Here is a 14305-nt window from a genome sequence, read left to right on the forward strand (position 1 = left end):
GGATGGGCGTGGACGACGGGACGAATCCGGGTCGCCGCCGGCCCGCCACCGGGCGGTCACCGGGGCCAGGCATACTGCGCCGCGTGCCCACGAACGCGCACCCCTACCTCGACGCACCGGCGCCGCTGGCCTTCGCCCATCGCGGCGGCGCCGCCGACGGCGACGAGAACACCGCCGCCGCGTTCGCGCGGGCGGTCGAGCTGGGCTACCGGTACGTCGAGACCGACGTGCACGGCACCGCCGACGGGGTGGCCGTGGTGTTCCACGACGACACCCTGGAGCGGGTCACCGGGCAGCGTGGCCGGGTGGGCGCCATGCGCTGGGCCGACCTGGCCACGCTGCGCGTCGGCGGCTCCGCCGTGGTGCCGCGCCTGGACGAGGTGCTCGGCGCGTGGCCACAGGTGCGGTTCAACATCGACGTCAAGTCCGACCAGGGGGTTACGCCCACGGTGACCACTGTCGACCGGGCTCGCGCCGCCGACCGGGTGCTGCTGGCCTCGTTCAGCGACGCCCGGCTGACCCGGCTGCGGGCGCTGACCGGCGGACGCGTCGCCACCAGCCTCGGGGTACGCGGAGTGGCCCGGCTGCGGTGGGCCTCGTGGACCGGACGGCCGCTGCGGTTACCGCCGTCGGTGGTGGCCGCGCAGGTGCCGGTGCGCTACGGGCGGGTGCCGGTGGTCGACCGTCGCTTCCTGCGCACGGCCCACCGGCTCGGCCTGCAGGTGCACGTCTGGACGATCGACGAACCTGCCGAGATGCACGAGTTACTTGATCTTGGGGTTGATGGCATCATGACCGACCACGTCGGCGTGCTGCGCGACGTCTACCGCAGCCGCGGCCACTGGGCCGCCTGAACACCTGGGCGGAGGACCCCCATGGCCGAGACGGTCACCCCGGCGGCGCAGGACATCCCACCACCGCGAAGCACCCGGCGCGAACGCACCGGCTGGTACTTCTACGACTGGGCGAACTCGGCCTTCCAGACCACAGTCATCACGGTGTTCCTGGGGCCGTACCTGACAAGCGTCGCCAAGCTCGCTGCCGGCTGCGAATCCGGTGCCGACAACTGCAGCGGCTACGTCTATCCGCTGGGCATCAAGGTGGCCGCCGGGTCGTACTACCCGTACACGATCTCGCTGTCGGTGCTGCTGACCGTCTTCGTGCTGCCGGTGATCGGCGCGATCGCAGACCGGTCGCTGCACAAGAAGCGGCTGCTGGCCGCAAGCGCGTTCACCGGCGCGTTCGCCACCACCGCGATGGTCTTCGTCACCGGCGACCGGTACCTGCTCGGCGGTGTGCTGCTGCTGATCGCCAACATCGCCTTCGGGGCGTCGATCGTGGTGTACAACTCGTTCCTGCCGCAGCTGGGCGGGCCGGACGAACGCGACGGCATCTCCAGCAGGGGCTGGGCGCTGGGTTACCTGGGCGGCGGTCTGCTGCTGGCGTTGAACCTGGTCGTGGTGCAGTCGTTCGACAACGGCACCGCCGAGCGCACCCTGGATCTGGCCCGCTGGTCGATCGTGTCGGCCGGGCTGTGGTGGGCGGCGTTCACCCTGGTGCCATTGCGCTGGCTGCGGGAGCACCCGACCGCCGCCGCGCTGGCCGCCGCCGGCCGCGGCAACGTGCTCACCGACGGGTTCCGGCAGCTCGGGCGCACCCTGCGGGGGATGAAGACGTACCCGCTGACGCTGTTCTTCCTGCTGGCGTTCCTGGTCTACAACGACGGCATCCAGACCGTTATCACGCTGGCCAGCGTGTACGGCACCGAGGAGCTACGGCTGGGGCAGAGCACCCTGATCGTGACGATCCTGCTGGTGCAGTTCCTGGCCTTCGGCGGCGCGTTGGCCCTCGGCGCGTTGGCCGGTCGGATCGGGGCGTGGAAGACGGTCCTGCTGAGCCTGGTGCTGTGGACCTTGGTGATCGTCGCGGCGTTCCGGTTGCCCGCTGAGGATCCGCTGCCGTTCATGGTGCTCGGCGCGGCCATCGGCCTGGTCCTCGGCGGCAGCCAGGCACTGAGCAGGTCGCTGTTCAGTCAGTTGATCCCCGACGGCAAGGAGGGTGAGTACTACGGCTTCTACGAGATCAGCGACAAGGGCACCAGTTGGCTCGGACCGGCGGCGTTCGGGCTGGTGTTCCAGCTCACCAACTCCTACCGGGTCGGTCTGGTCTCGCTGCTGATCTTCTTCGTGGTCGGCTTCCTGCTGTTGTTGGCGGTACCGATCCGACGGGCCATCGTGGCCGCCGGCAACACCCCGCCCCGGGTGCTCTGACCCGGGCGACGATGCGATGATCGACACCCCGGCCGGGTCGACCGCGCCAGCCGGGAGCACACCGCACTAGGCTGCCGGTCCGTGACGACCGACGACGCCGTACCGACCTGCCTGGCCCGCCCGACACTGCCCGCTGCGGGCGACAGCCCGGCCGGGTGCGTCGCCGCCCGTGGCGTCGACGGGCGGCCGGCGCACGCCGCCGCGCTGCGGTTCTACTGGGGGCCGATGGACTGCGGCAAGTCCACGATGGCGCTGCAGATGAACTACAACCATGCCCGCCAGGGCCGCCGGGGACTGGTGACCACCCGCATCGACCGCTCCCTGGGCCCGCAGGTCACCACCCGCATCGGGCTGGCCCACGAGGCCATCGAGGTGACCGACGCGCTCGACCTGCGGACGCTTGTGCGCGACGCCTGGGCCGACGGGGTGCGGGTGGACTACCTGATCTGCGACGAGGCCAGCTTCTACGGGGTCGAGCACGTGGAGCAGATGGCCGACCTGGTCGACAGCTACGACGTCGACGTGTACGCCTTCGGCCTGGCCACCGACTTCCGCTCCAGCCTGTTCCCGGCGGCGCAGCGGCTGTTCGAACTGGCCGACTCGGTGGCCCGGATCCAGGTCGAGGTGCTCTGCTGGTGCGGCCGTGAGGGCCTGCTCAACGCCCGGGTCGCCGACGGGCGGGTGGCCCGCGAGGGCGAGCAGGTCGTCATCGGCGACACCGTCGACACCGCGGACGTGCGGTACCAGGTGCTCTGCCGGCGGCACCACCGCGCCGGTGACCTGGGCCCCGGCAGCGGAGCCGCGTCCCTGCATAACGAAACGATCACCGCTGCGAACCTTTCGCGGGACTCGGCCCCTCCTGGTGCATGACGGCAGCAACCAGGGGCCACACCGGCCCGCGGACCGGCGGGGGTACAGGACACATGAGGTTCGCGTTGCGGCGTGCCCGGGCCACGAGGGGTCTGCTGCTGGCGGCCGCCGGGGCGGCGCTGGTGGCCACCGTCGCGCTCGCCGGTCTGGCCGCGTACAACCGGGACGTCGTCGACTCCGGCACCCGCAACGTGCTGACGGCGGCAACCGCCGAGGAACGCTCGATTCTGGTACGCGCCTCCGCCGGCCGCACCGCGGAGGCGCTGCGGGACCGTGACGACGCGTTGCGCAAGCAGGTCGCCGCCGACCTGGCCGGCCTACCGGCCCGGGTCAGCACCGCCGGGTACGCGGCCGGCCGGCAGCTGCGCGGAGACACCGGCGACGCCGTCGCCGACCGCAGCGGGGCCACCTACGCGTCGGTGATGTTCCTCGACGATCTGCCCGCGCACGCGCGGCTGACCGCCGGGTCGTGGCCGCAGACCGGGGCCGGTCCGGTGCAGACCGCGATCGCCGAGGTGGCCGCGACGACGCTGCGGGTGGGGGTCGGCGACCGCATCCCGATCACCGACGGGCTCAGCGGGCAGGTCACCGAGGTCGTCGTGACGGGCGTGTTCACTCCGGTCGACCCGGATTCCGCGTACTGGCGGTTGGCGCCGGAGACGACGACCGGTTCGCTGCCGCAGGCGGCCACCTACGGCCCGATGACGGTGTCCCGGGATGACTTCGACACCCACTTCCTGGCCAACGCCTCCGCCGGCTGGCTGGTCGAGCCTGACCTGGCCGGGGTCGGCCCGACCGCCCTGGACCGGCTCGCCGACGCCGCCGGCCGGATCACCACGAGCAGCCCGGCCGAAGCCGGCCTCGGCGAGTCGGCGGTGGTCAGCGGTGACCTGGTGGACCTGGTGCAGCGGCTGCGCCAGGCCACCCTCGTCGGCCGGTCCGCCCTGGTCACCCCGATGCTGCTGGTGGTGGTGCTCGGCGGGTACGCGCTGCTGCTCGTGGCGATCCTGCTCACCGAGCACCGGCGGGGTGAGACCGCGCTGCTGCGCGCCCGGGGTGCCGCCCGCTGGCAGGTGGCCCGGCTGACCGCCCGGGAAGCCACCCTGGTCGTCCTGCCGGCCGTGTTTCTCGCCCCGCCGCTCGTGGTGGAGCTGCTGGGGCTGGCCGACCGGCTGCCCGGACTCGCCGCCGTCTCGCTGCGGCCGGACTGGGCCGACCCGACGGTGTGGCTGGTGGCCGGGCTCGCGGCCGCCGGTTGCGCGGCCGCGATGATCGGTCCGAGTCTGCGCCGCGGCGACAGTTACGTCGCGGACCTGGCCAGCCGCTCCCGCCCGAGCCGGCGGGGCATGGTGCAGCGGGCCGGGCTGGACGTCCTGCTCGTCGGCCTGGCCCTGCTCAGCTGGTACCAGCTGAGCAGGTACTCGTCCCCGCTGTCCCGGTCCCGGGGCGGTCAGCTGGGCGTGGATCCGCTGCTGGCGGCCGCGCCGACGCTCGGTGTGCTGGCCGGGGCGGTGCTCGCGTTGCGGCTGCTGCCGCCGCTGGTGCGGCTGACGGAACGCTGGGTGGACCGCCGGCCGTGGACCGCTGTCATGCTCGGCACCTGGCAGGCCGGGCGGCGTCCGCACGCCGGCCCGGTGCTGCTGCTCGCCCTCGCCGTGGCGGTCGGCACCCTGGCCTGGTCCCTCGCCGGGACCTCGCAACGTTCCCTCGACGACCAGGCCGCTCACCGGGTCGGTGCCGACCTGCGGCTCACCGAGGCCACCGGCGCCGCCCCCGACGGCCGCGCCGACCAGCTCGCCGACCTGCCGGGGATCCGGGCGGTCCTGCCGGCCTGGCGCGAGCCGGTACGGCTCGGCGCCGGCGCCGAGCCGGCCACCATGGTGGCGGTGGACGCCGGTGCTGCCGACCAGGTGCTGCGGCTACGTGCCGACCTGGCCGGTGGATCCACCGACCGGCTGCTCGGCGGCCTCGCCGACGCGCGGGTACCGGCACCGGAGGCGGTGTTGCCGACCGGCACCCGACTGACCGGCCAGCTACGTACCCGCGGTGACGTCGACAGTGGCGTGCCCATCCGTCACGAGGTGGTGCTCAGCGACGCCCGGGGCGAACACCGTCGGGTGGCGCTGGGCTCGACCGGCTGGGATGGTGAGCCGCTGCGGTTCTCCGTCGAGCTGCCGGCCGGCGACGGGCCGTGGCGGCTGGCCGGCTTCACCGCCGAGACCCTCGGTGGTCCGCGGCTGAACCTCGACTGGCGGCTGTCCAACCTGCGTGCCGGCCCGGACACCACCACCGGCACACCTGTGGACCTGACTGCGGACGGGCCGTGGCAGCTGGTCGACCGCGCCGGTGCGGCCACCGCGCCGACCGTCTCCGGCGCCACGCTGGCCGGTCGCTACGAACGGGACATACCGGCGGGCTGGTTCGCCCGGAACACCCCTGTGCAACTGGCCGTCACCCGGACCGCCGGCCCGGGCCGGGTGCCGGTGGTCGCCACCGGTCCGGCGCTGGACATGCTGCACGTCGACGTCGGGGCGCAGACCCGGCTGTTCCTGGGTGGCGCCGAGGTCGACGTGGTCCTGGTGGACCGGGTCACGGCCCTGCCCGGCGACGTCGAGGACGCCGCGTTGCTTGTCGACCTGCCGTCGCTGCGTACCCGGCTGTTCCACGAGCATGGCATCGTCCGCTCGCCGCAGGAGTGGTGGGTCGCCGCCCGGCCGGGTGCGGCGGCACAGGTCGCCGGGGCCGCCGCCGCGCTCGACGACCTGACCGTGCTGGACCGCCAGGACGTCGCCGACGAGCTGGCTCGCGACCCGTTCGGCGTGGGTGCCCGTGGCGCGCTCTTCGTCGCCGCCCTGGCTGCGGTGCTGCTGGCCGCGGTGGGCGTGGCCGTGGACGTCAGCGCCACGGCACGCCGCCGGGCCAGGGAACTGGCGGTGCTGCACACCCTCGGCGCGGGTCACCGCCTGGTGGCCCGGTCGCTGCTGGCCGAGCAGTCGTTCCTCGCCGGCATGGGTGTGCTGGTGGGGTTGGCCGTGGGCATCGGGGTGGCGGCGACGATGGCGCCGCTGGTGATCCTGACTGCGTCGGCGGACCGCCCCGATCCTCCGCCGCTGCTCAGCGTCGACTGGCCGCCGGTGCTGGGTACCGGCGTCGGACTGCTGGCGCTGGCCCTGGCGTTCAGCGCCGCGGTGTCGGTAAGCGTGCGGCGGCGGCTCACCGCCGCGCACCTGCGCACCGGGGAGGACCAGTGAACGCGAGGAGTGAGCTTGCGAGCCCCGCAGTCGCGAACGAAAGGTCGGCCCAGTGAGCGCGAGGCGGATCAGGGCGTACGGCGGGCAGGTGGGCCTGCTGGCGGTGCTGGGGTTGGTGGCGGCGCTGCTGCTGACCGCCGCGCCGCGGCTGGCCGGGGAGTACGCCGATCGGGGGTTGCGCGCCGACGTGGCCCGGCTGCCGCACCTGGTGCGGGACGTGTCACTCGCCGGGCAGCGGCCCGCGCCGGTGGCTGCCGGGCAGGCGGACCTGGACCGCTACGCCGCCGAGTTGCCGCAGCCGCTGCCGGGCCTGGTGGAGCGCCGGTGGTACGCGGCGTCGTTGGACGAGGAGCAACTGTTCGCCATCGGCGACGAGCCGCCGATGAACGGCGGTGCCCGGAAGATGTTCGGTCTACGCGCCCAGACCGGCGTCGTGGAGGCGGCCGAGCTGACCGCCGGGCGCTGGCCCCGTACCCGCCCGGGTGGCCCGGCGGAGGTGGTGGTGTCGGGGGCGGTGGCCGAGACGCTGTCGTTGCGTGCCGGCCAACGGTTGCGGTTCGCGGGGCGCGATGGTCAGGCGGACGCGCACCTCGTCGGGGTGTTCGAGCCGCGAGACGCCGCTGACCCGGTCTGGGACGACCTGGGCTACGCCCTGGAGCCGGTGGTCCCGGTGCTGGACGGTGAGCCGTACATCGTGGCGGGGGTGACCGACTGGGTCGGGGTGGACGTTGTCTCCGCCGGCAGTGGTGTCCCCGCGGTCGGTGGTTGGCGGTACCGCCTCGACGAGCGACGCCTGAACGCGGCGACGCTGGAGTCGGTGACGGCGGCGGTGGCCGAGGCCCGCCGCATGTCGTGGAGTTCGGGGGCGACCGTGCAGACGTCGTTGGACGGTGCGCTGTCGCGGTTCGCCGGGCAACTGCACGCGGTGCAGGCCCTGCTCGCGGTCGTGCAGGCGGGGCTGGTCGCCAGCCTGCTCGGGCTGATCGTGCTGGCGGCGCGGTTGACGGTGCTGCGGCGACGTGACGAGTTCGCGTTGCTGCGGGCCCGGGGTGCGGCGCTTTCCGCCATCGGGCTGCGTAGCCTCGCCGAGTCCGCGCCCGTGCAGCCGCTCGCCGTGTTTGTCGGTTGGCTTGTGGGCAGCCGGGTCCCGGGTCGCGACGGGGCGTTTCCGTGGTTGGTGCTGGCGGTGGCGGTGCTCACCACCGCCGTGGTGCCGGTTTTGGCGATGCACTCGCAGCGGCGGGTCGGGGTGGTGACCGGGCGTGCCGATGTGGCGTGGCGACGGCCGTCGGTGCGGCGGCTGACCGTCGAGGCGGGCGTGCTGGTGCTGGCCGCGCTCGGGGTGGTGTTGCTGCGCCGCCGTGGTCTCGACCCGGGCGCCGGGGTCGACGCGTACCTCAGTTCGGTGCCGGTGCTGGTCGCGGTCGCCGCCGCGCTGGTGGCGGTGCGGCTGTTGCCGTGGCCGCTGCGGGCGGCCGGTCGGCTGGCCGCGCGGGCCCGGGGTGCGGTGCTGTTCCTCGGTGTCGCCCGCGCCGGACGGGGTGCGCCGGTGGCGCTGGGTCCGTTGGCGGTGTTGATCGTCGCGGTCAGCACCGGGGTCTTCGGTGGGGTGGTCACCACCACCGTCGCGGCGGCCCGGGACCGGGCGGCCACGTTGACGGTGCCGGCGGATGCCTGGCTGACCGGGTACACCTTCTCCCCCGATGCTCAGGACGCGTTGTCCGGGGTGGCCGGGGTGACGGCGGTGGCTCGGGTGTGGGTGGACTCGAATCGTCGGCTGGCGCCGGGGGCCGGGGTGCCGTCGCGGCAGATCGGCACGGCCCGGGTGCTGGTGGTGGACGGCCCGGCTTTCGCGGAGGTGGTGGCGCGCAGCGGTGTAGAGGTGGATGTGCCGGCCGCCCTGCGGGCTGCCGCCCGGGGTGACGGGCCGGTACCGGCGGTGGTGTCGTCGCAGGTGGCGGCGCAGGTCGGCGACCGGGCTGCCGTCGATGTGCAGGGCAGGTTGTACGAATTCCGGGTCGCCGAGGTGACCGACGCCTTCCCGGGCGTCGGGTTGGGCACCGAACGGTTCGTGGTGCTGCCGTGGCAGGCGCTGCCCGAGTACGAGTACACGCCGATCATCCCGAACCGGTACCTGGTCGCCGGTGACGACATCGATCAGGCGCAGTTGTTGGGGGTGGCCGACGACGCGCAACGGCGGCGGCAGTCGGCGGTGCTCGGGGTGGAGGTGACGCGTACCCAGGTGCCGGCGGCCCTGGAGACCTGGCGGGCGTACCGCGAAAACCTGGACCGGACCGGGGCCAACGACGTCCTGACCCTGGCGTTCACCGCCGGCACGGCCGGGGGTACCGCGCTGGCGGTGCTCGCCGTCGGGTTCTCGGTGGTCGCCGACGCGGCCGGGCGGGGGCGGATGCTGTCCCGGCTGCGCACCCTGGGCCTGTCCGTCGGCCGTGGTCGGCGGTTGCTGGTGTACGAGCTGGTGCCGTTGGTGCTGGTCGCGGCGTTGACCGGGGCGGCGGTGGGGGTGGCCCTGCCCCGGATCCTGGGGCCGGCCCTCGGGTTGTCCGCGTTCGTGCCCGGCGTGCCGGTCCGCGACCACCTGGATCCGCTGGTCCTGGCTTCGGTGTTGGGGCTGGTGGTGCTGGGCCTGGTGACCGGGCTGGTGGTGGAGAACCTGTTGAACCGACGGATGCGCCTCGGTGAGGTGCTGCGTCTGGGAGAGGAGAACCCGTGACGGTGGTGTCGGAGGTTCCGGACCTGGCGACGTTGCAACGGCGGGCGGCGGAACGAGCCGCCGCCCGGGCCGGTGGCACGGATCGCCTGCGCGGGCACATCGTCTGCGACGGGCTGGTGCGCATCTTCACCAGCGAGGGGGTGGAGGTCGTCGCGTTGCAGGGCCTCGACCTGGTGGTTGACCGTGGTGAGCTGCTGGCCATCGTGGGCGCGTCCGGTTCCGGCAAGTCGACGGTGTTGAACATCCTGTCCGGGTTGGACACGCCGACCGCGGGGATCGCCCGGGTGGCCGGTTACGACCTGCTGACCATGTCGGCCGCCAAGCGGTTGCGATATCGGCGGCACACTGTCGGGTTCGTGTGGCAGCAGACCGCCCGCAACCTGCTGCCGTACCTGACGGCCCGGGAGAACGTGGAGCTGCCGATGCGGCTGTCGCGCCGGGGTGGCCGGGCCGCTCGGCGGCGGGCGGCCGAGCTGCTGGAGATGGTCGGTGTCGGCTACTGCGCGGATCGTCGGCCGGGGCAGATGAGCGGCGGCGAGCAGCAGCGCTGCGCCGTCGCGGTGGCGGTGGCCAACGACCCGGAGGTGCTCTTCGCCGACGAGCCGACCGGTGAGCTGGACGAGGCGACGGCCGGGGAGGTCTTCGCCGCGCTGCGCACCATCAACGCCGAGCTGGGGGTGACCGTGGTGGTGGTGACCCATGACCCGCAGGTCGCCGCACAGGTGCGCCGTACGGTGTCGATCCGCGACGGCCGCACCGCCTCGGAGGTGCACCGCACGGCGCGGGTCGGCGCCGACGGCGTCGAGGAGTTGGTGACCGAGGAGTACGCGGTGCTGGACCGGGCCGGGCGGATGCAGCTTCCGGCGGGTTTCGTCGACGCGTTGGCGCTGCGGGACCGGGTGAGGTTGACCCTGGAGCCGGACCACGTCCAGGTCCGGTCCGGCGACGAGAGGAGTACGCGGTGAGCGAGCAGGATCTGATCCGGGTCGAGGGGCTCAGCCGCGACTACGGCGGTGGCGACCGGGTGGTCCACGCGGTGCGGGACGTCTCGTTGCGTGCTGGTCGCGGTGAGCTGGTCGCGGTGCGGGGCCGTTCCGGGGCGGGCAAGACCACCCTGCTGAACCTCATCGGCGGCCTGGATCGGCCCACCTCGGGGCGGGTGTGGGTGGCCGGTCAGGAGGTCACCGCGGCCAGCGAGAAGGATCTGCTGCGGCTGCGTCGGGACACCATCGGGTTCGTGTTCCAGTCCTTCGGGCTGGTTCCGATCCTGTCCGCGGCGGAGAACGTGGGGGTGCCGATGCGGCTGGCGAAGGTTCCGGCGGCGGACCGTGAGCAGCGGGTGTCGGTGCTGCTGGAGCTGGTCGGGCTGGGTGGTCACGCGGCGCAGCGGCCGTACGAGATGTCCGGCGGGCAGCAGCAGCGGGTGGCGATCGCCCGGGCGCTGGCCAACGATCCGGCGCTGCTTATCGCTGACGAGCCGACCGGCCAGTTGGACTCGGAGACCGGCCGGGCGGTGATGGACCTGCTGCGGGCGCTGGTGCATGCCCGGGGCATGACCGCGCTGGTGGCAACGCATGACCCGACGCTTGTGGAGCTGGCCGACCGGGTGCTGGTGCTGCGCGACGGTCGGCTGGTCGAGGCGGCCGAGTCAATCGGGGTGTGACAGGTCAGTACGGGTCGCCGCAGACCCGCCAGCCGCCGTCCTCCCGCACCACCGACAGGTCCCGTTGTTCGGTGCTGCCGCTGTCGCGGGTCAGCAGCACGGTGACCTTGCCGTGGGGTCGGCCGCCGCGGGTGGCCACGGACACGTCCACGATCTCGTAGTCGCGCACCACCGGCGGGGTGCGTACCCAACTGGTGAAGCCGATCTCGCTCCACCGGGTACGCGCGTCGGCGCAGAGCCGCTCGTACGCGCTGCCGGTGTCGCCCGCGGTGACTTCGCGCAGGAACCCTTCGGCGGTCTGGCGAACCGGGGCGGCGGCCTGGGTGACCAGTTGCAGATTCCAGGCGCCCAGGCCGGCGACGCCGACGCAGCACAGCGCCACCGCGGCTCCGGCGACGGCGAGGCCGGTCCGCATCGGATGACGTCGCCGGGCCGGTCTGCTCCACGGCTGCGCAGCGCCCACACCACTCGACGGTAGAGAATCGGCCGGCGCGGCGGGCGGAAAGTGGGCGTGGCCGGGCGGGACCGCACCGCGTCCCGTCCGGCCACGCCGGGGGCGAATCGTTGATCAGGACTTGATTTCCTTGCGGCCGTTGCCGGTCGCGCTGATGGTGACCCGGCGGGGCTTGGCCCGCTCGGCCACCGGGATCCGCAGCGTCAACACGCCGTTGTCGTAGCCGGCCTCAAGCTTGTCGGTGTCGAGGGTCTCGCCGAGGAAGAGCTGGCGGCTGAAGACGCCCATCGGGCGTTCGGCGGCGACCAGTTCGACGTTGTCGCCGGCGGGGCGGCGGCGTTCGGCGCGGACGGTCAGCACGTTGCGCTGCACGGTGCAGTCGATGCTCTCCGGGTCGACGCCGGGCAGGTCGAAGGCGGCGTAGAAGTGGTCACCGTCCCGGTAGGCGTCCATGTGCATGACGGCCGGACGGCTGGTGCTGCCGAAGAACTGCTCGGCGAGCCGGTCGATCTCACGGAACGGGTCGGTGCGCATCAGCATCGGGTGCCTCCTCGGTTCTCCTGGCCGAAGGTCCTTAGTTGAGTCCGCATGACTCAACTTCTGCTTCTTATTTAGCGCGCCCGACGCCCACCGTCAAGTCGTCCGGTCGAGCACTACCGACCTGGCGGGCACGGGCGACAATGTCACAGTGACAACGGCGACGCCGCGGGTCCGAACCGGTGCGACACAGCAGCCGCCGGCCCCCGAGCCCGGTCCCCGGACCACCGGGCCGTGGCTGGTCGCCGCGACGGTCACCCTGGTCTTGCTGGCTCTGGCCCCACGCTACGGCTACCACCGCGACGAGCTGTACTTCCTGCTCGCCGGCAGGCACCTAGACTGGGGGTACGTCGACCAGGGGCCGTTGGTACCGGCGCTGGCCCGACTCACCGACACGGTCGCCCCCGGCAGCCTGCTCGCCCTGCGGACGCCGTCGGCGCTGTTGGCCGGAGGTGCGGTGCTGCTGGTTGCCGCGACCGCCCGGCAGCTCGGCGCGGACCGGAGCGCACAGACGTTCGCCGCCCTGCTCGGCGCCACGTCGGGGATCGTGCTGGCCACCGGTCATCTGCTCAGCACCAGCACCGTCGACCTGGTGGTCTGGTTGGCCGCCGCGCTGTGCACGGTACGACTGCTGCGCACCGGGGACGGCCGGTGGGCCCTCGCCGTCGCGCTGGTGCTGGGCGTCGGCATGTCCAACAAGCTGCTGCCCGCGTTGCTCGCCGTGGGGTTGGTGGCCGGGCTGGCGCTGGCCGGGCCTCGCCGGCTACTCCGTGACCGCTGGGTGCTGGCCGCCACCGCGCTGTTCGGGCTGCTCACCGCCGCGAGCCTGAGCTGGCAGGCGGTGAACGGTTTCCCGCAGCTGGGAGTCGCCGCGACGATCTCCGGCGGGGACAGTTCCTACAGCGGTCGGCTCGACGCCCTGCTGCTGCACTTCGTGATCATCAGTCCGTTCGTGGTGCCGATCTGGGTGACCGGGCTGGTGGTGCTGCTGCGCCGGGCCGGCTGGCGCAGCTACCGGGCGCTCGGCTGGGCGTGGCTGGTGGTGGCCGGCATCGTGCTGGTCGTCGGCGGCAAGGGCTACTACGACGCCCCGCTGCTGCTGGTGCTCACCGCCGCCGGAGCGGTCGTCGCCGCCAGCTGGGCGGCGCGCAGTCGGGTACGCCGCGCCCTGCTGGCGGCGGTTGTCGTCCTCACCGCCGCCAGCAACGTGGTGCTGCTGCTGCCGGTCCTGCCGGCCGACCGGCTGCCCGGCTTCGTCGTGGCGGTCAACTACGACGCCGGGGAGACCATCGGCTGGCCGGCGTTCACCGACTCGCTGGCTGCCGTGCACCGCACCCTGCCGGCGCAGGAGCAGGACCGGGCGATCATCCTCACCGGCAACTACGGCGAGGCGGGCGCGGTGGCCCGCTTCGGTCCGCAGCGTGGGTTGCCCGCCGCGTACTCCGGACACAACAGCATGGCCGACTTCGGCCGGCCGCCGGACGGCGCCGACGTGGTGATCGCCGTCGGGTGGTCGCGGCCGGACCGGTTACGGTCCTGGTTCACCGACGTCACCCTCGCCGGGCGGGTGGACCTGGGGGTGGCGGTGGACAACGACGAGAACGGCGGACCGATCTGGTTGTGCCGTGGGCTGCGGCGTCCGTGGGCCGACATCTGGGACGCCGAGGTACGTCACACGGGGTGAACGGCAGCCACGCGGACCGCCACGGCGAGCACGCCGGGCGGGTTAAGGTGCTGCGATGGGTACCCACTCCGCCGCGGTCGAGGCCCTCAAGACCGACCCGCGCACCGCCTCGCTGCGCCGATCGCTTGAGGTCTACTACGGCGATCCCGACCGGGACGCGGCGATGGACGCGTTCTACGCCCGCTTCGTCCGCACCGGTGACCTGGTCTTCGACATCGGTTCGCACGTGGGAGACCACATCGGCACCTTCCGCCGGCTCGGCGCCCGGGTCGTCGCCGTCGAACCGCAACCGCTGTGCCTGCGGGCGTTGCGGGCCATCTACGCCGCCGACGACCAGGTCACGCTGATCGAGGCGGCCTGCGGTGCCCAACCCGGGCGGATCGGCTTCCTGGTCAACTCGGCCAACCCCACCGTCTCCACCGCCTCCACCGACTTCGTCACCGCCGCCGCGGGCGCGGGCGGCTGGGAGGACCAGGTCTGGGACGGTCAGATCGAGGTGCCGGTGACCACCGTCGACACGCTCATCGCCGAGCACGGCACGCCGGCCTTCGTCAAGATCGATGTGGAGGGCTTCGAGGACGCCGTGCTCGCCGGGTTGAGCCGCCCCCTGCCCGCCCTGTCGTTCGAGTTCACCACGATCGGACGGGCGGTCGCGGTGCGGTGCCTGGACCGGCTCGCCACGCTCGGGTTCGACGGGTTCGACGTGGCGCTCGGCGACGACAAGTCGCTGACCCTCGGGCGTTGGGTCGATGCCGAGGAGATGGCCGCGCACCTGCTCGCGCTGCCGCACGAGGCCAACTCCGGCGACGTGTACTGCGTCCGCACGCCACGGGGTTGACCCG

11 protein-coding genes are annotated in these 14305 nt (G+C 73.3%); 9 read left to right on the forward strand and 2 right to left on the reverse strand.

Annotation, left to right across the window (positions count from 1 at the left end; translation table 11 throughout):
- The first annotated feature begins 83 nt into the window (after positions 1-83).
- From O7624_RS00545 to O7624_RS00575, 7 genes are all read left to right on the forward strand, one after another.
- Complete coding sequence (locus tag O7624_RS00545; protein WP_282238454.1) at positions 84-854, forward strand: glycerophosphodiester phosphodiesterase; 771 nt, start codon at positions 84-86, stop codon at positions 852-854.
- 21 nt (positions 855-875) lie between these two features.
- Complete coding sequence (locus O7624_RS00550) at positions 876-2270, forward strand: MFS transporter (protein WP_282238455.1); 1395 nt, start codon at positions 876-878, stop codon at positions 2268-2270.
- Positions 2271-2396: 126 nt separating this feature from the next.
- The gene (locus O7624_RS00555) at positions 2397-3140 is read left to right on the forward strand and encodes a thymidine kinase (RefSeq protein WP_282240500.1); all 744 of its coding nucleotides are present in this window, start codon (positions 2397-2399) and stop codon (positions 3138-3140) included.
- Positions 3141-3193: 53 nt separating this feature from the next.
- Complete coding sequence (locus O7624_RS00560) at positions 3194-6391, forward strand: ABC transporter permease (protein WP_282238456.1); 3198 nt, start codon at positions 3194-3196, stop codon at positions 6389-6391.
- Positions 6392-6443: 52 nt separating this feature from the next.
- A complete protein-coding gene (locus O7624_RS00565) occupies positions 6444-9125 on the forward strand; it encodes an ABC transporter permease (RefSeq protein WP_282238457.1) in 2682 nt (893 codons plus the stop codon).
- Entirely contained in the window at positions 9122-10090 is a 969-nt protein-coding gene (locus tag O7624_RS00570; RefSeq protein WP_282238458.1) for an ABC transporter ATP-binding protein, read from the forward strand. The genes O7624_RS00565 and O7624_RS00570 overlap by 4 nt, the downstream gene beginning before the upstream one ends.
- Positions 10087-10788 (forward strand): ABC transporter ATP-binding protein, encoded by a 702-nt coding sequence (locus O7624_RS00575; RefSeq protein WP_282238459.1) that lies wholly within the window; start codon positions 10087-10089, stop codon positions 10786-10788. The genes O7624_RS00570 and O7624_RS00575 overlap by 4 nt, the downstream gene beginning before the upstream one ends.
- Before the next feature lie 4 nt (positions 10789-10792).
- Here O7624_RS00575 and O7624_RS00580 read toward each other — a convergent pair whose 3' ends face one another.
- Together O7624_RS00580 and O7624_RS00585 are read right to left on the reverse strand one after the other, a co-directional pair.
- Complete coding sequence (locus O7624_RS00580; RefSeq protein ID WP_282238460.1) at positions 10793-11251, reverse strand: hypothetical protein; 459 nt, start codon at positions 11249-11251, stop codon at positions 10793-10795.
- 105 nt (positions 11252-11356) lie between these two features.
- The gene (locus O7624_RS00585; RefSeq protein ID WP_282238461.1) at positions 11357-11782 is read right to left on the reverse strand and encodes an Hsp20/alpha crystallin family protein; all 426 of its coding nucleotides are present in this window, start codon (positions 11780-11782) and stop codon (positions 11357-11359) included.
- Positions 11783-11930: 148 nt separating this feature from the next.
- Between O7624_RS00585 and O7624_RS00590 the strand changes: the two genes are divergently transcribed.
- Together O7624_RS00590 and O7624_RS00595 are read left to right on the forward strand one after the other, a co-directional pair.
- On the forward strand, positions 11931-13463 hold the full coding sequence (locus tag O7624_RS00590) for a glycosyltransferase family 39 protein (RefSeq protein WP_282238462.1): 1533 nt from the start codon (positions 11931-11933) through the stop codon (positions 13461-13463).
- Positions 13464-13518: 55 nt separating this feature from the next.
- On the forward strand, positions 13519-14301 hold the full coding sequence (locus tag O7624_RS00595) for an FkbM family methyltransferase (RefSeq protein WP_282238463.1): 783 nt from the start codon (positions 13519-13521) through the stop codon (positions 14299-14301).
- Positions 14302-14305: the final 4 nt, after the last annotated feature.

It is taken from the genome of Verrucosispora sp. WMMD1129 (assembly GCF_029581255.1).
Classification (GTDB): domain Bacteria; phylum Actinomycetota; class Actinomycetes; order Mycobacteriales; family Micromonosporaceae; genus Micromonospora; species Micromonospora sediminimaris.

What these genes read in the sequence shown, in the direction of transcription:
- O7624_RS00595 (WP_282238463.1), top strand. Translation starts at nt 13,519, where the DNA reads ATGGGTACCCACTCCGCCGCGGTCGAGGCCCTCAAGACCGACCCGCGC.
- O7624_RS00550 (WP_282238455.1), top strand. Translation starts at nt 876, where the DNA reads ATGGCCGAGACGGTCACCCCGGCGGCGCAGGACATCCCACCACCGCGA.
- O7624_RS00585 (WP_282238461.1), bottom strand. Translation starts at nt 11,782, where the DNA reads ATGCTGATGCGCACCGACCCGTTCCGTGAGATCGACCGGCTCGCCGAG.
- O7624_RS00560 (WP_282238456.1), top strand. Translation starts at nt 3,194, where the DNA reads ATGAGGTTCGCGTTGCGGCGTGCCCGGGCCACGAGGGGTCTGCTGCTG.